The sequence below is a fragment of the Pustulibacterium marinum genome (assembly GCF_900116665.1).
In the GTDB taxonomy this organism is placed as follows: domain Bacteria; phylum Bacteroidota; class Bacteroidia; order Flavobacteriales; family Flavobacteriaceae; genus Pustulibacterium; species Pustulibacterium marinum.
In genome coordinates this window covers 68,085-86,975 of the sequence record NZ_FPBK01000002.1, presented here as the reverse complement: position 1 = coordinate 86,975, position 18,891 = coordinate 68,085, and the positions used below count along the sequence as shown (strand labels likewise).

The 18,891-nt window shown below is 37.7% G+C and carries 17 protein-coding genes; 10 read left to right on the top strand and 7 right to left on the bottom strand.

The features are described from left to right. Positions 1-15: 15 nt before the first annotated feature. Genes mltG through dapF form a run of 3 tightly spaced genes read right to left on the bottom strand, consistent with a single transcriptional unit; the run spans position 16 to position 2,344 of the window. Positions 16-1,053 (bottom strand): endolytic transglycosylase MltG, encoded by a 1,038-nt coding sequence (gene mltG, locus BM383_RS04885; protein WP_093023599.1) that lies wholly within the window; start codon positions 1,051-1,053, stop codon positions 16-18. Next, positions 1,050-1,571: a GNAT family N-acetyltransferase gene (locus tag BM383_RS04880; RefSeq protein ID WP_093023597.1), complete on the bottom strand. Its 522-nt coding sequence runs from the start codon at positions 1,569-1,571 to the stop codon at positions 1,050-1,052. The genes mltG and BM383_RS04880 overlap by 4 nt, the downstream gene beginning before the upstream one ends. After that, on the bottom strand, positions 1,565-2,344 hold the full coding sequence (gene dapF, locus BM383_RS04875) for a diaminopimelate epimerase (RefSeq protein ID WP_093023595.1): 780 nt from the start codon (positions 2,342-2,344) through the stop codon (positions 1,565-1,567). Before dapF ends, BM383_RS04880 begins: the two co-directional genes overlap by 7 nt. A 161-nt stretch (positions 2,345-2,505) precedes the next feature. Between dapF and BM383_RS04870 the strand changes: the two genes are divergently transcribed. The 3 genes from BM383_RS04870 (at position 2,506) to BM383_RS04860 (ending at position 5,891) form a co-directional block, all read left to right on the top strand. Beyond that, positions 2,506-3,906: a Do family serine endopeptidase gene (locus tag BM383_RS04870; RefSeq protein WP_093023593.1), complete on the top strand. Its 1,401-nt coding sequence runs from the start codon at positions 2,506-2,508 to the stop codon at positions 3,904-3,906. A 160-nt stretch (positions 3,907-4,066) separates the two neighbouring features. Further along, positions 4,067-5,446 carry a 30S ribosomal protein S6--L-glutamate ligase gene (rimK, locus tag BM383_RS04865; protein WP_093023591.1) on the top strand — a complete coding sequence of 460 codons (1,380 nt, stop codon included), beginning with the start codon at positions 4,067-4,069 and terminating at the stop codon, positions 5,444-5,446. Between the two features lie 40 nt (positions 5,447-5,486). After that, the gene (locus BM383_RS04860; RefSeq protein WP_093023590.1) at positions 5,487-5,891 is read left to right on the top strand and encodes a hypothetical protein; all 405 of its coding nucleotides are present in this window, start codon (positions 5,487-5,489) and stop codon (positions 5,889-5,891) included. Positions 5,892-5,895: 4 nt separating this feature from the next. Here the strand turns inward: BM383_RS04860 and hutH are convergent, their stop codons facing one another. Then, a complete protein-coding gene (gene hutH, locus BM383_RS04855; protein ID WP_093023588.1) occupies positions 5,896-7,410 on the bottom strand; it encodes a histidine ammonia-lyase in 1,515 nt (504 codons plus the stop codon). Positions 7,411-7,521: 111 nt separating this feature from the next. Here hutH and BM383_RS04850 point away from each other — a divergent pair, with 111 nt between their 5' ends. Then, entirely contained in the window at positions 7,522-8,898 is a 1,377-nt protein-coding gene (locus BM383_RS04850; RefSeq protein WP_093023586.1) for a TlpA family protein disulfide reductase, read from the top strand. 194 nt (positions 8,899-9,092) lie between these two features. Here BM383_RS04850 and BM383_RS04845 read toward each other — a convergent pair whose 3' ends face one another. Beyond that, complete coding sequence (locus BM383_RS04845; RefSeq protein ID WP_093023584.1) at positions 9,093-9,830, bottom strand: formylglycine-generating enzyme family protein; 738 nt, start codon at positions 9,828-9,830, stop codon at positions 9,093-9,095. Between the two features lie 97 nt (positions 9,831-9,927). After that, positions 9,928-10,731, bottom strand: coding sequence for a hypothetical protein (locus tag BM383_RS04840; RefSeq protein WP_093023582.1), 804 nt, complete (start codon positions 10,729-10,731; stop codon positions 9,928-9,930). Between the two features lie 653 nt (positions 10,732-11,384). On the opposite strand from BM383_RS04840, the gene BM383_RS04835 reads away from it, so the two are divergent. From BM383_RS04835 to BM383_RS04810, 6 genes are all read left to right on the top strand, one after another. Continuing rightward, the gene (locus tag BM383_RS04835) at positions 11,385-11,756 is read left to right on the top strand and encodes a hypothetical protein (RefSeq protein WP_177229064.1); all 372 of its coding nucleotides are present in this window, start codon (positions 11,385-11,387) and stop codon (positions 11,754-11,756) included. Positions 11,757-12,012: 256 nt separating this feature from the next. After that, a complete protein-coding gene (locus tag BM383_RS04830) occupies positions 12,013-12,384 on the top strand; it encodes a hypothetical protein (protein ID WP_093023578.1) in 372 nt (123 codons plus the stop codon). A 133-nt stretch (positions 12,385-12,517) separates the two neighbouring features. After that, the gene (locus BM383_RS04825; protein ID WP_093023576.1) at positions 12,518-13,444 is read left to right on the top strand and encodes a hypothetical protein; all 927 of its coding nucleotides are present in this window, start codon (positions 12,518-12,520) and stop codon (positions 13,442-13,444) included. Between the two features lie 2 nt (positions 13,445-13,446). After that, complete coding sequence (locus tag BM383_RS04820; protein WP_093024060.1) at positions 13,447-15,432, top strand: TonB-dependent receptor plug domain-containing protein; 1,986 nt, start codon at positions 13,447-13,449, stop codon at positions 15,430-15,432. Between the two features lie 26 nt (positions 15,433-15,458). Beyond that, a complete protein-coding gene (locus BM383_RS04815; RefSeq protein ID WP_093023574.1) occupies positions 15,459-16,319 on the top strand; it encodes an MbnP family protein in 861 nt (286 codons plus the stop codon). Positions 16,320-16,380: 61 nt separating this feature from the next. Next, positions 16,381-17,400 carry a cytochrome-c peroxidase gene (locus BM383_RS04810; RefSeq protein ID WP_093023572.1) on the top strand — a complete coding sequence of 340 codons (1,020 nt, stop codon included), beginning with the start codon at positions 16,381-16,383 and terminating at the stop codon, positions 17,398-17,400. A gap of 89 nt (positions 17,401-17,489) precedes the next feature. On the opposite strand, the gene BM383_RS04805 is transcribed toward BM383_RS04810, so the two are convergent. Then, positions 17,490-18,890: an RtcB family protein gene (locus BM383_RS04805; protein ID WP_093023570.1), complete on the bottom strand. Its 1,401-nt coding sequence runs from the start codon at positions 18,888-18,890 to the stop codon at positions 17,490-17,492. Between the last annotated feature and the right edge of the window lies 1 nt (position 18,891).

The following is an 18,891-nucleotide window of genomic DNA, read 5'->3' as shown; positions in this document are numbered from 1 at the left end:
CGAAAACTAGCTTTATTAGTAGCCTTGCTTGCTAACCCATGCATGATATTTAGCTGCATTTCTATTATGCTGAGCTAAGGTTTTTGAAAATTTATGATAGCCAAAGTTCTTAGTATCAGCTACAAAATAGTAATAATCATGCTTTTCTGGATTCAAAACTGCATCTATAGAAGAAATATCGGGCATAGCAATTGGTCCCGGTGGTAACCCTGCATATTTGTAAGTATTGTATGGAGAATCTACATTTAGATGTTCGTACACTACACGCTTGATAATTGTATCAAAATCTGCATTTCTATCCTTCACAGCATAAATCACGGTAGGATCTGCTTGTAATAACATTCCAGATTTTAATCGATTTAAATAAACGCCCGCAACACGCTTGCGTTCATTTGTCTTAGCAGTTTCTTTTTGAACAATCGAAGCTAAAGTCATTACCTCGGTTGGTGAAAGATTGAGCTCAGCCGCTTTCGATTTTCTATCGGCTGTCCAAAATTTTTCATATTCTTTCTGCATTCTATTTCTAAAACCTTCGCTATCTGTATTCCAAAAGAATTCATAGGTATTTGGAATGTACATGGAAAGATAGGTGGCTTCTGTAAAACCATTTTCAGTTAGAAAATCGGTATCTTTCATAGCAGTCACCAAAGAAGCACTGTCTGCCTCAATCTGAACCGCTATTCTTCCGGCTAATTTTTCTGCCGTATCTTGATTATTAAATGATACATTCACCGGAATATTTCCGCTTCTTAGTGTATTCACAATTTGATTATTGTTCATACCCTTTTGAATTCTATATTTTCCAGCTTTGATATTGGAAGTATATCCTTTTTTATTAGCTACTTGACGAAAGGCATCTACATCTTTCAACAATGGAGTTAACTGCTCTTTTACGTCTGCATAGGTGGCATTGGTAGGAATATAGATTTCGGCATATTCGTTGTTAAAATTGGTATTGGAAACAAACAACCAACTATAGATCACGTATACAAAATAACTACATGCAACCAAACCTAAAACCGCTACAATAGCGACTAATTTCTTTAAATTCATTCTTTTATTTTCTGATAAAATAATTCGTTCTTATACTTTCCTTCGGAAAAAATCCAATCTTTCTTTACACCAAATAATTCAAAATCCTGACTTTCAAATAACTTTTTACTAGCAAGATTGTCTTCAGTAATATTTGCATACACTTGATGCAGATTCAATTTTTGAAAGCAGTAATTGGTAATCATTGCTAAAGCTTCCTTTGCCAATCCTTGCCCTCGAAACATTTCAGCAACAATAATACCTACTCCTACTCTTGCATTTTTTGGATCAAAATCAAACAGATCAATAAAACCCGCTAATTGGTCATTTTGTGAAACGATGGCTAAACGCAATTGTTTTACATCGTAAATATCTCTATGACTATTTTCTAAATACTGTTTTAGTACAAAACGAGAATAGGGCGTAACTGTTTCGCTCACTTCCCAAACCAATTCATCGTTTTCTACATAATAGAGAAACTCCAAATCCTCGGGTTCCAAAGCTCTTAAATAACAGTATTTACCTTTGAGTGCTAGCATGTAATTTCTCCTTTAAAAACATAGGTGGCTTTCCCCTGTAGAAAAACATTCTTATAAACTTCACCCTCCGTTTCAAAACTAACTTTTAAATTACCTCCGGGAGTTTTCAGCGTTACTTCGTTAGCTTCTGTAACTCCAGTTTTGTGCATCGCTATAGCAACTCCAGTAACGCCGGTTCCACAAGAATAGGTTTCATCTTCTACCCCACGCTCATATGTTCTTACTGAAAAACTGTCAGCTGACATTTTTTCTACGAAATTTACATTGGTTCCTTCTTCAAAATAAGGTGCTCCATTTCTAATTCGTTTTCCGTTTGAAAAAACATCATAATTTTCAATATTTTCTACGATAGCTACATGGTGTGGAGAACCTGTATTTAAAAATGTGTAATCATCAAAAACCTGAATGCCATCTACATCAATCATTTGTAACTTCACCTCTTCACCATGCACTTCCGCATAGTGCAAACCATCAATAGCGTTAAAAGTTGCTTTTTGTTGAATTACTCCCAAGAAATTGGCAAACGCTACCAAACATCTCCCTCCGTTTCCACACATTGTACTTTGATTTCCGTCGGCATTGTAATACACCATTTTAAAATCAACATTTTCATCATTCTCTAATAAAATAAGTCCATCTGCACCAATGCCAAAACGGCGATCGCAGAGCTGATTTACAAGTTGTGTATTTTCTACAGGAAATATTTTATCACGATTGTCTATCATAACAAAATCGTTTCCTGTTCCTTGGTATTTATAAAATGTGAGTTTCATAGGATGTAATATTGTCGCAAATATACATTTTTTAGAGCGCTTTTTCCATTGTTAAAATGTGGTTAAAGTTGAAAAGTGAGCATAATAATGGAATAATTTTAGGTGTTAAAAAGAAAGAAAATAACATTTTAAATACAGTATTAATATAAAATAGAAAGCAAATGAAAAAGTTTTTAAGTATGCTGAGTGTTGCTATTTTAGGAGGAGCCATCACCCTTGGTTCTTACAAATTGTTCTTAGAAAAAGATTATATCATTAGCGAACAAAACACCCCTGTCAACACATTTACCACAAGTTTTAATACCCCGCCGCCAGCCGCCCTTGACGAAGAAGGTTTTACAAATGCCGCAAATAAGACGGTACACGCCGTAGTTCACGTTAAAAATACCACTATTGCACAATCTAGTCCTAATTCCGTTTTTGATTTCTTTTATGGAAACGGAGGAACTCAAAGAGCACAAGTAGGCACAGGATCTGGAGTTATTATTTCTCCTGACGGATATATTGTTACCAATAATCACGTGGTAGACAATGCTTCTGAATTGGAAGTAACATTAAACAACAATAAAAGTTACAAAGCAACGCTAGTGGGTACTGACCCAAATTCTGATATTGCTCTTATTAAAATAGATGCCGATGAAAAATTACCTTATTTAGCGTTTGGTGATTCAGACAATACCCAAATTGGTGAATGGGTTTTAGCTGTTGGTAATCCTTTTAATCTTACATCTACCGTAACTGCAGGTATCATCAGTGCTAAAGCAAGAGATTTAAATCCGAATGATGATAAAGTACAATCGTTTATTCAAACCGACGCTGCTGTGAATCCTGGTAACAGTGGTGGAGCATTGGTAAATACAGCCGGAGATTTAATAGGTATTAATACCGCCATCACTTCACAAACCGGAAATTACGTAGGATACTCTTTCGCTGTACCGAGTAATATTGCGAAGAAAATAGTAGACGATATTTTAGAATATGGAAACGTTCAAAAAGGTATTTTAGGTATTACAGGAAGCGGTTTAAATTCTTATATCGCCGAAGAATTAGGAATTCAAAATACGGAAGGTGTTTATGTTGCCGGTGTTGAAGAAGAATCTGGAGCAGATAAAGCCGGTTTAACAAAAGGTGATGTAATTAAAAAAATAGATAACATCAAAATTTCAAAATTTGCTGATCTTACGGGATACCTTTCATCAAAAAGACCAAACGATAAAGTTAATGTAACTTATGAAAGAGATGGTGATACAAAAACCACTTCGGTTACTTTGTTGAAAAACAACACTTATGTGATTGCTGGCCTTGGATTAAAAGTAAAAAATCTTTCCAAAGCCGATCAGAAAGCATTCAAAACAGATAGCGGAGTAAAAATTACTGATGAAGCAAATTACTATCAAAATCAGAATTTAGATCTGAAAGGAAAAGTAATTATTTCCATCAACAACAATCCTGTAAACTCGATTGAAGATGTGAAGTCAATTTCCAATGATGCATCTGGTTATCAAAGAAACCTTTTAATTGTGATCAATCAAAAAGGAGAAAAAGAACGTTATTTATTGTAAAAATACAGCACATACATTTTAAAAAACGCCTCCAAACGGAGGCGTTTTTCATGATAATACTTTATATACAAACGAATTAAACATTTTTAATTATTTATAGTTCTATTAAGATACGTACATCCTTTTTTGTTTATTTTCGTACAAGATAAACTCTGTTAAAATGATTGATAAAATTGTTGTTGGTAGCGAAGAATGGGTAAAGCTGCCTAAAATTAATATTCCTGCAATAAAAGTACGTGTAGATAGTGGAGCAAAAACATCTGCGTTGCACGCCGTAAATATAGAACCGTTTGTGAAAGATGGTGAACATTGGGTTCGCTATGATGTATATCCGTTGCAATCAAATGGAAAAACCGTAGTTCATTGTGAATCTCCTATTGCAGATAAAAGAGTTATCAAAAGTTCTACTGGAACCAAAGAACATAGGTATGTAATTAAATCTTCTCTTCATATTGGTGAAGATGAAATTTGGGAAATAGAATTGACGCTTACCAATCGTGATTCTATGGGTTACCGAATGCTACTTGGTAGAGAAGCCATGATGGGAAGAATTTTGGTAGACCCAGAAAGTAGCTTTCTTTTAGGCGATCTTGATGATGATGAACTAAAATCAGTTTATAAAAATAAAGAAGTAGAGAGAAAAGGATTAAAGATTGGACTTCTAGCCAGTAATCCAGATTTGTATAGTAACAAAAGAATCATGGAAGCGGGAGAACGTTTAGGTCATGAGATGTACTTTTTAAACATTGCTCAGTGTTACATGAAACTTGATGCAAAAACACCAGAAGTGCATTATCGCGGTGGTAGAATTCTCAATGATCTTGATGCTGTAATTCCTAGAATTAGACCTAGTATGACATTTTATGGTTGTGCACTAACAAGACAATTTGAAGCTTTAAACATTTTTAGTTTGAACTCTTCTAATGCCATTACACAATCTAGAGATAAATTATACTCATTACAATTACTTTTAAATAACGGAGTTCATATTCCTACCACAGGTTTTGCGAACTCTCCGCTTGATACTACAGACCTTATTAAAATGGTAGGTGGTTCTCCCCTAATTGTAAAATTATTAGAAGGCACACAAGGAAAAGGAGTTGTTTTGGCCGAAACTAAAAAAGCAGCAGAGAGTGTGATCAATGCTTTTAAGAGTTTGAAAGCAAACATTTTGGTTCAAGAATTCATCAAAGAAGCAAGTGGAAAAGATCTTCGTCTATTTGTCATAGATGGAAAAGTAGTTGCAGCCATTCAGCGAGAAGCGTTGCCAGGAGAATTTAGAGCTAACATTCATCTTGGAGGAACAGCATCTATAGCAAAAGTAACTGCCGAAGAAAAGAAAATAGCAGTAAAAGCAGCCAAAGCCATGGGACTTAAAGTTGCCGGTGTAGATATTATTAGATCATCTAAAGGTCCATTACTATTGGAAGTGAATTCTTCACCAGGTTTAGAAGGAATAGAGACAGCTACTGAGAAAGATATTGCATCAATGATGATAAAAGCCATTGAAAAAAATGTCAAATGGACTACTGATTCATAAGATTTTTTTGTAAGTTTAAATGCCCTTAATTACCATTTAAATGTTAACATCAATTTCCGACCTTCAAGTCGAAGCAACCTACAAGTTGGATTATGCCACTGTTTACATTTATGACTATTTTATGTTATCTACTGTAAACGAAGGAGTTGTTTTCGACAAAGAAAAGTGTAATGAGTTCATGAGCATTGCAAATACTTATTTTAAAGATAAGTCATTTGCCTATATCTCATTAAGAAACCAATCTTACACTGTAGATCCTACGTGCTATTTCTATTTAAGAAACCTTACCAACCTAAAAGCGATGGCTATTGTTTCAACCAAAGAAATTGACTTCTTTAATTTTAATATCGAAAATTTCTTCTATAAAAAGAACATGAAGATTTTTCACGATAAGAAGAGTGCCTACATCTGGATCAATAGAGTTTTGAAAATAAAAAATTACTGAACTCTTAATTCTCAAAGAGTTCAGTAATCTCAATAGTTCTATTTTGTATAAACGAAATAGATTTTTCTATATCTAAATGAAGAAATCTATCTTGCTCCACAAACGGTACTTCTTTTATGTAATCTTCTAGAAAACTTTCAATAAGCTCAGAACTTCTAAAAGGTCTTCTAAAATGCATAGCTTGTGATGCATTGAACAATTCTATGGCTAGAATTCGTTCTAAATTATCTATAATTCTCAAACATTTTGTAGCGGCATTAGCCCCCATACTCACATGATCCTCTTGTCCGTTTGATGAAACAATGCTATCTACACTGCTTGGAGTCGCCAATTGTTTGTTCTGGCTTACAATACTTGCAGCCGTATATTGCGGAATCATAAATCCTGAATTGATTCCCGGATCATCTACCAAAAATGCTGGTAATTCTCGCAAACCGGAAACCAATTGAAATGTTCTTCTTTCCGAGATATTACCTAGTTCGGCCATTGCTATTCCCAAATAATCAAAAGCTAACGCCAAAGGCTGACCATGAAAATTTCCACCGGAAATAATTTGATCTTCTTTGATAAATATATTTGGGTTATCGGTAACTGAATTCATTTCAGTTTTAAACGTTTTACGAGCAAAAGCCAGCGTATCTTTTGAAGCTCCATGTACTTGCGGAATACATCTAAAAGAATAAGGATCTTGAACATGCTGTTTTGGACGTTCTATAAGTTCACTCCCCTCCAAGAACTTTAAAATTCTTTCTGCTGTTTTCACTTGTCCTCTATGCGGTCTTATCAAATGAATAGGCGCAAAGAATGGTTCCTTTCTTCCATCAAAAGCCTCCAATGAAATGGTACCAATAAAATCTGCTAGATACGATAGTTTATAGGCTTTCAACAAACAATAAACACCATAAGCACTCATAAATTGAGTTCCGTTTAATAGCGCTAAACCTTCTTTAGATAGTAGCGTTATCGGTTCCCAACCAAACTTCTCTTCCAGCACGGCTGCATCGGTAATTTCTCCATTTACATACACTTCTCCAATACCTAACAATGGTAACGCCAAATGTGCCAAAGGAGCCAAATCGCCCGAAGCGCCCAATGAACCTTGCGTGTATACAACTGGTAAAACATCGTTATTAAAAAAAGCTATCAAACGCTCTACGGTAGACAATTGTACCGCACTGTATCCATAACTCAATGATTGTATTTTGAGTAATAGCATTAATTTAATCACCTCTTTTGGTACACGTTCTCCGGTTCCACAAGCATGTGACTTCACCAAATTCTCTTGTAATTTGGTTAAGTTTTCTGATGAAATTTTCACATTATACAACGATCCAAACCCAGTATTGATACCATAAATAGGATCTTTATGCGTTTTCATTTTATCATCCAGATAGGTACGACATTTTTGAATTAAAAGCTTCGCTTCATCTGATAATTGCAACTGCTTCTTTTCAGAAATTATTTCGTTTATCTCTGATAAATCGAGTATATTGCTACTTATATAATGCGTTTGAATCATTACCGTATATTGTTTGGATGTCAAAAATCCATATAAACATTATATTTTCCAAATTCATTTCGTATTCAAATTATCAACAATATAAATTCATTACTGAAAAAAACACCAAAAATGAAAAAACTTCATTATTTCTTGGCTGCTGCAGTACTTGTAGGATGCCAAAATGAAACTACCAAACCTAAAGATTACCTTGTTTTTTCTGGAACTGTAACCAACCCAAATTCAGAAAAAGGCTTTGTAGGCGGACATCAACTTTCTGAAGAATTTCAGATTAAAGAAGATGGTACTTTTACCGATACGCTTCATATTGAAGAACCTGGATATTACACTTTTAAAATAGGACAAGAGACTTCTACATTCTATTTGAAAAATGGTGAAGACATCAATCTTTCTATTGACACAAATCAGTTTGACGAAAGTATTACTTATACAGGTGAGGGAGCCGAAGAAAACAATTACCTGGCTCAAAAATACATCACCGATGAAAAAATAACTTCTAACATGAAAGACTTTTATTCTTTGGAAGAAAAAGAGTTTGTTGGAAAATTAGATAGCTTAAAAACAAAGTTGGAGAATGACTTGGAACTATCCAAAGCATCTGAAGATTTTAAAGAGCTAGAGAAAAAGAATTTAATGTACGAGCGTTATGTGCATTTACTTAACTATCCACAATACCATGGATATTTCTCTGGAAACATGAGTTACAGTCCATCTGATGATTTCAATGCAAATATCATAGAAGTGGACCTTGATAACGAGTTTGATGCCAAAAAATACAATTCGTATAGCACTATTGTTTTGAATGATTTCAGAAAAGAAATTGGTCCACTTTACATGACCATGCCAGACTCTGTACCAACAAAGGCTGTGGCGCTTATCAAAGAAAAGAAAAGCCCGGCTGTACAAGCTATTTTAATGAGTGCAATGGCTAGAGAAATTAGTCCGGAAGATGCTGAAAAATCAAAATTCTACTACGATGAGTTCATGAAAATCTCCAAAGATGAGGACTTTAAAGAAGAACTTACCAAAGCATACGATTTGGTTGAAAAATTAGCTCCTGGAGCGCCATCACCAACGTTTACTTATGAAAACCACGATGGTGGAACCACTTCGTTGGCAGATTTAAAAGGAAAATATGTGTATGTAGACGTTTGGGCTACTTGGTGTGGACCTTGTAAAAGAGAAATTCCTTTTCTTAAAAAGGTAGAAGAAGAATATCATAATAAGAATATAGAGTTTGTAAGTATTTCTATTGATACCCAAGCGGATCATGACAAATGGAAAAAGTTTGTAGATGATGAAGAATTGGGCGGAACTCAATTATTCGCTGATAAGGATTGGAAATCAGAATTTGTTCAAAGCTATGGAATCAACGCAATTCCAAGATTTTTACTGATAGATACAGAAGGAAATATTGTTTCGGCTAGTGCTCCAAGACCATCGAATCCAAAATTAAAAGAAACGTTTGATGGCTTAGAAAAAATATAAATAAGTACTTCAAACTTTCACATAAAAAAGGGATTCCGTTATTAGAATCCCTTTTGTTTTAATATCATAATAACCGTATAAATATGAGATACACTTACCTTATAAAAATTTCATTCCTAAATTCTCAATGCAAAACAGACCATGCAAAGAGCTAAAATGATAAAAATGGTACTCACAATATTTATTATAATCGATTATTCACATGTTGCTATTCTAAACCCTAAATCATCTATTTTAAATGAAAAAGGATGACTTCTTCTGCGGGTAGTGGCCATTACGCTACGTTCTTCATCATTCCATCCACCTCCTCGAAAAATACGGTAACTTCCATAAATAGATTCATCATAAATATCTGAACACCATTCCCAAACATTTCCCAACATATCATAGAGACCCCATTCATTGGGCTGCTTTTGCCCTACTTCCTGAAGTTGATTTGCTGAATTCTTCTTATACCAGGCTACCTCATCCAGATCTCCGTAACGAATATCTCTTGTACCTGATTGACAAGCGTATTGCCATTCTGCCTCTGAAGGTAATCTAAATCCATTGGCTGTACTGTTGTACTCCACGCTTTCTGTATGCACATCTATTTTATAACAAGGGACTCTGTTCAGATGTTGAGATAAGGCATTACAAAATTGTACTGCTTCTACCCAAGAAACCGATTCCACAGGCAATTGATCTCCTTTAAAATTGGAAGGATTGTTTCCCATGATGGTTTTATACAATCCTTGAGTTATAGGATATTTTGAAAGCTTAAAGGCAGGAATTGTCTCGGACCAAGTTACTTTAATACGGTCATCTCGTAAATCTACGTTTCCTGCAGGAATATTCACTAATAAGTCACCAATGCTTTCTTCAGTTATATGATTAATTGTCAATGCTATCTGCGTAATTTTTGAATACCACCTGTACAGTATGATATTCATTCGTTAGACCAAAAACTCAACACAATGCTAGAGTAAAGGCATAAATATAGAAAATTTATGTACTTCTATAATTTTTACCAAAGTGTTTATTTCGGTCTTACATGAGCCTAAATCCAGCCTGAATTTTAGCTTTTGTTAGCATTTTTTTTTGTTCTTCATCTTTATCAAAACCATCAAATTCCAGCATTTTCATTGTGGTACAGTTATTCACCACTAAATCAAAGTTCTCTATTCCATTAACTGTAGTCAAGTATTCAATGCTGTTATATGTCTGATATGCATAAGTCATTTTATAAATAAAATCTTCAATCTTTTCAATTTTCAGTCTGGATTTTTGGTTGTTTGATTTTGATTGATAGGTTCTTAGTTCGAGCTCTATTGAATTGCTTGTTAATGAAATCAGTTTAGAAATGGATTCCACGCCCAATTCCAATGGTCCATAAGATATGAAAGCTGTATCACTTATTTTAAACCTCGGGTCAACTCCATCACATCTATCATAAAGTACAAATTGATTATTAAGTTTTCTAAGTGTTATGAAATGAGAAGGAAACCCTTTTAAGTTTATTTCTTTGGGCTGAAAATCTTTATTTATCTCACTTAAATATAATTCAATTGCTTGTTTGTCCAACTCTGATTGTTCCCAATTTCTTATCCTTTCATGAAATTCGGAACTTCTTGTTGTGTCTATAAAAATCTGGTGTTTAGTAAGGTCAAGAGATTTAGGATTATTTCTTTCTAGAATTGTATCGATTTCAACGTTGTCTAATATTGTCTGAGGTGTACTGTCTATTGAATCAATTTTGGAAGTTGCTTCTGTTTGAGTGGGTGTTGACTTCGTATGTTCTGTACAACTAAGTATCAGAATCAAAATCAGTGCTATGAAAGTAAATCGTGTCATTTTGAATGTTTGCTATGTTCTTCTTTATAAGTATTAGAACCGACTTAAATTACTTCAATTTCAACTTTTCTCAAAATATTTTATACCCCCACCAAAATACAACTTTTTATACGATATTAAATTTATACCTCTACTTTTTCCTACAAATAAATACATACTGCTTCCATCTACCCCATCCACAGCCACCTCCCAAGGGGTTTCCTCCCAGTTTTGTTCCAGTCTTCCTTGGTAAAATGGCGTTTTCGTAAAGGAAAGTCACGGTTTACTGCAACAACACTGCAACAAATGCCCCGGGTTGTTTTACGAAAATGTAACATTTGGTATGCTTTGGTAGCTTTTGGTATAATGAGGTATCAATGGCAACATAATGGGACAATATGCCTTAATTAGGTATTAATTCCTACAAACATGCACAAAATTGCACAAATTTGCACAATGGTTTGGCGAACTGCTATTGACTAAATCTCCAGAATCTGTACCTTAAACACCCCCTCCAAAGCACTTAAAAACCAAGGTTGTCTATGTGTATTTTGAACTACTTCAGTTCTTTCTACTCTATAATTTTAACAGTGAATGTGACTTGGGTTACACTACAAAAGCATCATAAATAAGGTTCTTTTATGTACTTTTGCAGCATCTTTTTTGTTTACATGTTGAGACAGTTATTAGTAGCCATTGTATTTCTAGTGCACACCGTAAAGCCTATCGCTCCTTTTGTGGAGTATGCGGTGAACTATGACTATATTGCTACCGTACTGTGCATCAACAAAGACAAACCACAAATGCACTGCAACGGTAAGTGTCATTTAACCAAAATGGTGGCTGAAAACTCAGATACCAATTCTAAAAAAGAACTTCCCACAACCAGACTCGATTCGTTGTTAACGCCTTTGTGTCTTCAGGAAATTATAAGTATTCCGCGTGCGCATTTCTTTGCCACGCCCAAACATAGCATAGCTCTTTTACAACCCAATAGCTATGCGTTTACGTTTAGCAATCATCTTTTAAGACCTCCTATTGCGTAACTACGTATACTGTATCATATAAAGGCCTTGCAATCCCTTGGCTACTACACCCTGCTTGTACAAGTTTGGTTTGGTAGGCATTGGTATGGCTATAACAGATACGTATGCCCTTTCATAAACTGAATCGTTACAGAAATCCATTTTTAAAATTACGGTGTACTACAGCTACTGTAGCTATGCCGCTATGCGAAGCAGCACCCATTGGTTTTGTAGACCTTACAACAACCTGTACGTGTATGCTTCTACATTGTATCGCATGAAAAGACTTATAATCATATGTGCATTATATATGCTCCTAAAACCTATTATTCCGGTGCTGGAATACATAGTGTTCTATGATTATATTAAAAATGAACTGTGCGTTAACAAAGACAAACCAGAACTGCATTGTGACGGAAAATGTTATTTGGCCAAACAAATAGCCAAAGCACAAGAGGCTGAAAAAGAACGTAGAGAAAAGAAACAGATTCCCATCAATACAACTGTTGAATTCTGTGAAGTGATCACTTCTTATTTCAACCTGTTTATAGCTACGGAACAATCGCAACAAACTTTAGAGTACAAAGATACTCTATACGCATACACAAGCCATTCACGCCTATTGCGACCTCCTATCCTAGTATTTTAAAACCTATTTATGAGTGCTTTGGTCTCCTAGCAAGCATTCATATCCTACAAATTACTGTGGCTTTGCTACGTATTTTTTCAATGCGCTGTATTGCCATGGTGGTGTATACATAACGTTTTAAAATTACTGAATCATGAAAATGATCCATTGGACGATGGCGATACTCTTTGGTATGGTCATCACATCGTGCACACTCAGCAAAACAGATTACGAAGCAGAGCTGTCCACGGCTATTCCGGAAACAACGGAGTTTGAAGAAGCTTTTAGCATCAACAGCAACGGTTACCAAATACGTGTAAACGCTTTGGGCGGTACGTTTTACAAAGGCTATAACGAACTTCATTTTGAAATAACTGAAACCGCAACGCAAGAAGCTATTGCAAATGCAACGGTAACACTATTGCCCATTAGAACTACTACCAATGCGGAGGCATATTCTTGTCCGCATAGCGAGGTGGTTGCCTTCCAAACAACAGATGCCTACTATGAAGGCTATTCGGTTTTTGATGTTGAAACGGATACCGATGCCAGTTGGGTGTTGTACCTCAGCATTACGGTAGCTGGGGAAACTTTCAATCTGGAACAACCTATTGAAGTAGCCGAACAAGAGAACCTGAATTTAAACATGACGTCTTTTACAGGAAACGATGGCGTGCAATATTACATTGCCCTCATAGCTCCGGTAAGTCCGTCAGTGGCAGAAAATGAACTGATAGCCGGCGTGTACCAATACAACGAACCTGAGACTGCCGGAGGAGATTTCCCCGATCCTTCTCAATTTTCGTTTAGTGAAGTGGAAGGCGCAACGTTGTTGTTAGATCCGCGCATGCCCGAACCCAATATGGGCAATCACTCCTCCCCAAATAATGAAGACCTAACGCAGGAAGGCGATGGCTTGTATTATGGGGTGGTGAATTATACCATGACCGGGAATTGGACGCTGAATTTCATATTTCAGAATGCAGCGGGTGACGTGATCAAAGGAACCGAAGTACCTACGGATTTTACACCGGGTGTGGAAGGAGAAAAAAGTGAATTGTACATAGATATTCTATTTTAATGATGAAGTACCTCTTATCTCCCCTATTCCTTTTGGCGTCTCTTGTAATGAACGCACAAGATCAGGAAACCACTACCGATAGCATTCAGCAATTGGAAGCTGTTCAGGTAACTGCTAAGGTGAAGAAAAGCATCGCTACTGCGATGAAGATGAATATTTCTGTGGATGAATTTTTAGCATCGTCAGACAATATTAGTTTCATCAAACGCGGTGCCTATGCTTGGGAACCCATGTTGAATAATATGAGTTCGGAACGCGCTACCATTACCATTGATGGCATGCATGTTTTTGGCGCTTGTACCGATAAAATGGATCCTATTACTTCCTATGTAGAAAGCAATAATTTGGCGGCCGTGAACATCAGTTCGGGTCAACAAGGAAGTGCCAATGGCGCTACGGTATCGGGCAGTGTAGATCTTAAAAGAAAAACAACGCCTTTTAGTATGCAACCCAAGTGGAACGGTTCGTACCGCTCTGGTTTCGAATTCAATAATCAGCAATTCTACAATCAGGGTAATCTTGCGTATGCCGATCAACAATGGGTGGCACAAGGAAGTGTTTCGTACCGAAAAGCGAACAATTATTCCGACGGAAATACCAATGAAGTAGCGCATTCGCAATTTGAAAAGTTCAATGCTTCTGTAGGATTGGCGCATAAAACAGGAAAACTCTCTTCGTTACGTGTCGATGCTATTTTCGATCAGGCAAATGATGTAGGCTATCCGGCGCTACCCATGGATTTATGGCTTTCTCGAGCTTTGATTACCTCAGCAACTTTCAAACAATTGTATCAGGAAGGTTGGCTGCGTGCCTGGGATACCAAAATCTATTTCAACGCCATTGAGCATTATATGGATGATACCACCCGACCCGAAAATCTGGTGCATATGGACATGCCGGGCTGGAGTACTACCTACGGATTGGTTTCGAAAGCCCATCTGATGAAAGGAAATTGGCATTCGGAAATGCAGTTGAACGCCTATGATAATCTGTCCATTGCCGAAATGCGTATGTATCCGCAAGACCGCAGTGAACGTACCATGTTTGCCTATAGCTGGCCGTGGGTAACTACGCGCTTTGCCGGACTTTCAACAAACAATACGCTGGAGTTATCTGCACAAAGTGAATTGCAGTTTGGTGGCGCCTTGGGTATCAATTACAACTATTCAAAGTACATTGATTTCAACTGGATTTTTCATCCGGGAGCGCCTCAGGAAAAAACACGCTGGTTGCCTAGCTTGTATGCTACTTATCACCAAAGCATACAACAATTTGATGTGGCTATAGGTGGCGGATACGGACACAGAGCGCCTTCGGTTTCGGAAGGATATGGCTATTACATTTACAACAGCTTTGATCGCTATGACTATGTAGGAAATCCGAATCTAAAAAACGAAATCTCGTATGAAGTCAATGCTAGTGCAGGCTTCCAAAATGACAAGTTGAGTCTGAAAGCCAAAGCCAATTACTTTTACATAGACAACTACATTATTGGTAAAATCCTGAACATGGGAAGTCCTATGAACTACCAATCGGTGGGTGTAAAAGGTTATACGTCGTTAGCCTATGCTACCTTGTTCAATTTTTCGTTGGATGCGGGTTACTTCATCACCAAAAATTTGCAGTGGAAAGGAATGCTTACCTACGCAAGAGGTATGGATAACGAAGGCGGTAACTTGCCTTTTATTCGTCCGTTGAGCTATCAAACTTCTTTGCAATATCAGTATCAACAATTCGGACTGCAAACCACTTTCAACGGAGATCTGGCACAAGAACATTATAGTCCGGCTTATGGAGAAGATTTAACTCCCGCCTACGCTATTTGGAATCTGTCGGCAGATTACACCTTCAAACTCTATCATTTTGAAACCACTGTACAACTAGGAGCCGAAAATGTACTGAACCAATACTACAGTACGTACGCAGATTGGGGCAACATTCCCAGAATGGGTAGGAATCTATTTACCGCATTACAAATCAATTTTTAATAACAATAACACATTTAATTATACACATGAAAAATTTAAAAAAACTTCTATTCGTAGCCGCAACTACAACCGCTTTGTTCTCTTGTAGCAATGATGACGGTACGCCCGTAGCCAACAATGTAACGCTGGCTTTTCATAATACCTTTGGAGACGAAACCATTGTGTTGGGAGATGCTACAGATGCGTCGGCAACAGTGAATACGTCGGAAGCCGGACAAATACACCACTTTGCGGAAGCCAAATATGTAATTAGCAATATTGTGTTGGTAGAAGCAGACGGTACTGAATTTCCATACAACATCAACGATTTAGATAACGGGGCTACGGTAGTGAATTTAGCTGATGCAACTACCCTTACCTATGTACTCAATACCATTCCGGCGGCAACCTATACGCAAATTCAGTTTGGTTTAGGCGTGCGTAGCGATTTGAACACTTTAGACGAAGTAAGCAACCCTAACTTCTACGCCTTAGCTGGTGCCAACGATACCGAAATGATGTGGGAATGGGGAACCGGATATCGCTTTACTAAAATTGAAGGCTTTTACGGATCGGAAAATGAAACGCTTTCGGTACATACCGGAAGTACTGTAGAAGGCACACAAGATGAAGAAGATACTTATACGCAAGGAGTGGATGCCTACAGAACCATTACTTTGGATCTTACTACCGCTGCTATTGTAGGAAACAGTGCGCCTACCATTACCATTAAAGCAGATTTTGACAAACTGTTAAGCGGCGCTACCAACACCATTACCCTGGGCGAAGACAACGCAACGCCTAATATTCATACCGCAGCGAGTATGGAGCAATTTGTAGACAATCTGGGAGGTGACGGTACTACCGATACGCATGGAATGTTTACTATAGAAAGTGTAACCAACTAATTATTTTAAGCAAAGTCGCCTGTAGTATGGCTATGAGCGACTTTCTTAACACCTCTAGATTATGGTAAAATATTGCATGCTTTTGGCTGTAACCATCACACTTGCGTCTTGTAGTGATACCACTACGGAAATGATTCCTATTGAAAATCCGGAAATAGGTTTTACTATTCCGGCTAATTTTCCAGAACCCAACAATGCGGTGTACAATAATATGCCAACACAATACGGCGTGGAATTGGGAAAACAGTTGTTTTTTGATACCCGATTAAGCACCGATAATTCTATTGCCTGTGCCAGTTGCCACATACCAAGCAATGCCTTTGCCGATCATAACGCACAAGGAATTGGTGTGGAAGGCCGAGTAGGTTTACGCAATGTTCCGGCGATACAGAACCTGGCGTTTATGAATTTTTACAATTGGGATGGCAGCCGATTGCAGTTAGAAAATCAACCTTTGGTGCCTATTATCACCCACGAAGAAATGGATTCGTCTATTTTGGAAGTCATCTCAAAAATCGATGGTGACGATACGTATACTGAATTGTTTCGGAATGCCTTTGGCGATGATGAGATCACTCCCGAAAGAATCTATCAAAGTATTGCGCAGTACGAATACACTTTAGTCTCTGCCAACAGTACCTACGATGCCGTGATGCGCAACGAAGGGGCTAGCTTTACCGAAAGTGAAGCAAATGGTTATGCCACTTTCCAGCAGAAATGTGCCAGTTGCCACAGCTCCGAATTGTTTACCGATCAAAGTTTTAGAAACGTTGGTTTTCCTATAAACCCAAGTGTAGACGAAGCCGGAAGAGCCCGTGTCACCGGAGATATGAATGAATATATGAGCTTTAGAGTGCCATCGTTACGCAATGTAGCCTACACCGCTCCTTATGGTAGTTTTGGTCAGTTTGAAACTCTAATGGAGGTATTAGACTATTTTGATACCGGAGTCATAGCAGCCGATAATTTAGACCCCATCCTAAAAAATAACAACAACCGCATTGCGCTTACCACGCAAGAAAAAGAAGACCTACTTGCTTTTATGCATACCCTAAGCGATGAAAGTTTTGTTACGGAATAAGGCTTAACACATATTTGGCATTACAAATCGCACCTACTTATCACAAAATATAAGCCCATAAAAAACGTTCCCATGCTCTGGGAACGCTGTTATGAATTCTTACCTTTTTTACGACGTCTCTTTCGCCACGGAGCATTTTTAGCTACGTCGCCCGCCATGATACAGCCATACGGCAACACCTCATCTATCACAGTACCCAAACCATAGTGCTCCATTTGTGCACGCACAGTAGCAGCAGGTTTGTAAGCACTTGGCAATTCTGAGATATCAATTTCTTTGCTATAGAAACGTACATCTAACCCTTCGGTTTCTCTAGCAAAGATTTCCACATCGGTTTCTCCTCCCATAGTACGCTTGTGTTGCGATCTGCTCATATTACGTCCGGCACCATGCGGTGCAAAGCCCATATTTGTCTTAGTGGTTGTTCCGGAAACAATCAATACTGGCTCTGCCATATTCAAAGGAATCAAACGTGGTCCCGTACTATCGGGTACAAACTTAGCCGCTAAAGGAGTTGCACCTTTGGCATGGTAAAAAGTATCTCCGTCTCTAAACACAAAGTTATGCTCATTCCAATACCTATCTTTTACAGTAGCTTCCAAAGCAGCCGCAGTATGGTCATGAATCAATTCATGATTTAGTTTGGTCCATCTACGAATCAATTGCAACGCCTCCCAATAATCTTTTCCTTCTTCTGTATCAAAAGGAATCCACGCATTGTGCTTCGAGGTCGCAGGCGATAACACTTGTCTAAAACGTTCGGCAACGGCCATTCCTTTGTGGTACAAGCGCGCTCCCGGACCTCTAGAACCGTGGTGAGTTACCAGCATGGTATGTCCTGTTTTGGCAGAAGTACCTACAAACAAAAAGTGGTTTCCATCTCCTTGAGTTCCCAAATGTTCTTGTGCTATTGACAAGGACTTCTCATCACATAAAAAGTCATTTTCTTTAAAATCGGCCAACAAATCTTCCGGCATCGAAAACTGTGCTCCACGCGGACGTCCTCCCGGACCAAAATGTGTATGGGCATGCGCCGCATCTAAAACATCTTTCGGTGGTATCATTCCGAAATCGGTTAACATCACCGAACAACAAATATCTGCACTATGCATTCCCGGATGTAAGGCATTGGTTGCGGCCACTACTCCACCTACCGGAATCGTTCCGTTTGGACCAGCCGGACAAGCATCGGGCATTACAGCTCCTTTGGTCAAAGTTGGCGTTCGCATCAACACCTCCATAGAATCGGTTACCTTTTGCAAGTTTTCGGCTTCCAAATCATTTTCAGTATCTAAATGTACAGCGTATGGCATGGGTGTTTCGTGCAAACCAATAGCATCAGGCAAACGGAATTGCTCTAAATACGCTAACATTTCCGGCACCGAAAGTTGGTGTTTGTTGATATGCTCCAACGCTTCCCGATACCATTTTCCCGGTGGAAAACCCATCGCTTTTAAATGATGTCCGTTGATGTGTGTATATGCTTCCATA

Coding starts and splice junctions, on each gene's coding strand:
- mltG (WP_093023599.1), bottom strand. CDS start 1,053: ATGAATTTAAAGAAATTAGTCGCTATTGTAGCGGTTTTAGGTTTGGTT.
- BM383_RS04850 (WP_093023586.1), top strand. CDS start 7,522: ATGAAAAAACTTCATTATTTCTTGGCTGCTGCAGTACTTGTAGGATGC.
- dapF (WP_093023595.1), bottom strand. CDS start 2,344: ATGAAACTCACATTTTATAAATACCAAGGAACAGGAAACGATTTTGTT.
- BM383_RS04825 (WP_093023576.1), top strand. CDS start 12,518: ATGAAAATGATCCATTGGACGATGGCGATACTCTTTGGTATGGTCATC.
- BM383_RS04845 (WP_093023584.1), bottom strand. CDS start 9,830: ATGAATATCATACTGTACAGGTGGTATTCAAAAATTACGCAGATAGCA.
- BM383_RS04830 (WP_093023578.1), top strand. CDS start 12,013: ATGAAAAGACTTATAATCATATGTGCATTATATATGCTCCTAAAACCT.
- BM383_RS04870 (WP_093023593.1), top strand. CDS start 2,506: ATGAAAAAGTTTTTAAGTATGCTGAGTGTTGCTATTTTAGGAGGAGCC.
- BM383_RS04840 (WP_093023582.1), bottom strand. CDS start 10,731: ATGACACGATTTACTTTCATAGCACTGATTTTGATTCTGATACTTAGT.
- BM383_RS04820 (WP_093024060.1), top strand. CDS start 13,447: ATGAAGTACCTCTTATCTCCCCTATTCCTTTTGGCGTCTCTTGTAATG.
- hutH (WP_093023588.1), bottom strand. CDS start 7,410: ATGATTCAAACGCATTATATAAGTAGCAATATACTCGATTTATCAGAG.
- BM383_RS04860 (WP_093023590.1), top strand. CDS start 5,487: ATGTTAACATCAATTTCCGACCTTCAAGTCGAAGCAACCTACAAGTTG.
- rimK (WP_093023591.1), top strand. CDS start 4,067: ATGATTGATAAAATTGTTGTTGGTAGCGAAGAATGGGTAAAGCTGCCT.
- BM383_RS04805 (WP_093023570.1), bottom strand. CDS start 18,890: ATGGAAGCATATACACACATCAACGGACATCATTTAAAAGCGATGGGT.
- BM383_RS04815 (WP_093023574.1), top strand. CDS start 15,459: ATGAAAAATTTAAAAAAACTTCTATTCGTAGCCGCAACTACAACCGCT.
- BM383_RS04880 (WP_093023597.1), bottom strand. CDS start 1,571: ATGCTAGCACTCAAAGGTAAATACTGTTATTTAAGAGCTTTGGAACCC.
- BM383_RS04810 (WP_093023572.1), top strand. CDS start 16,381: ATGGTAAAATATTGCATGCTTTTGGCTGTAACCATCACACTTGCGTCT.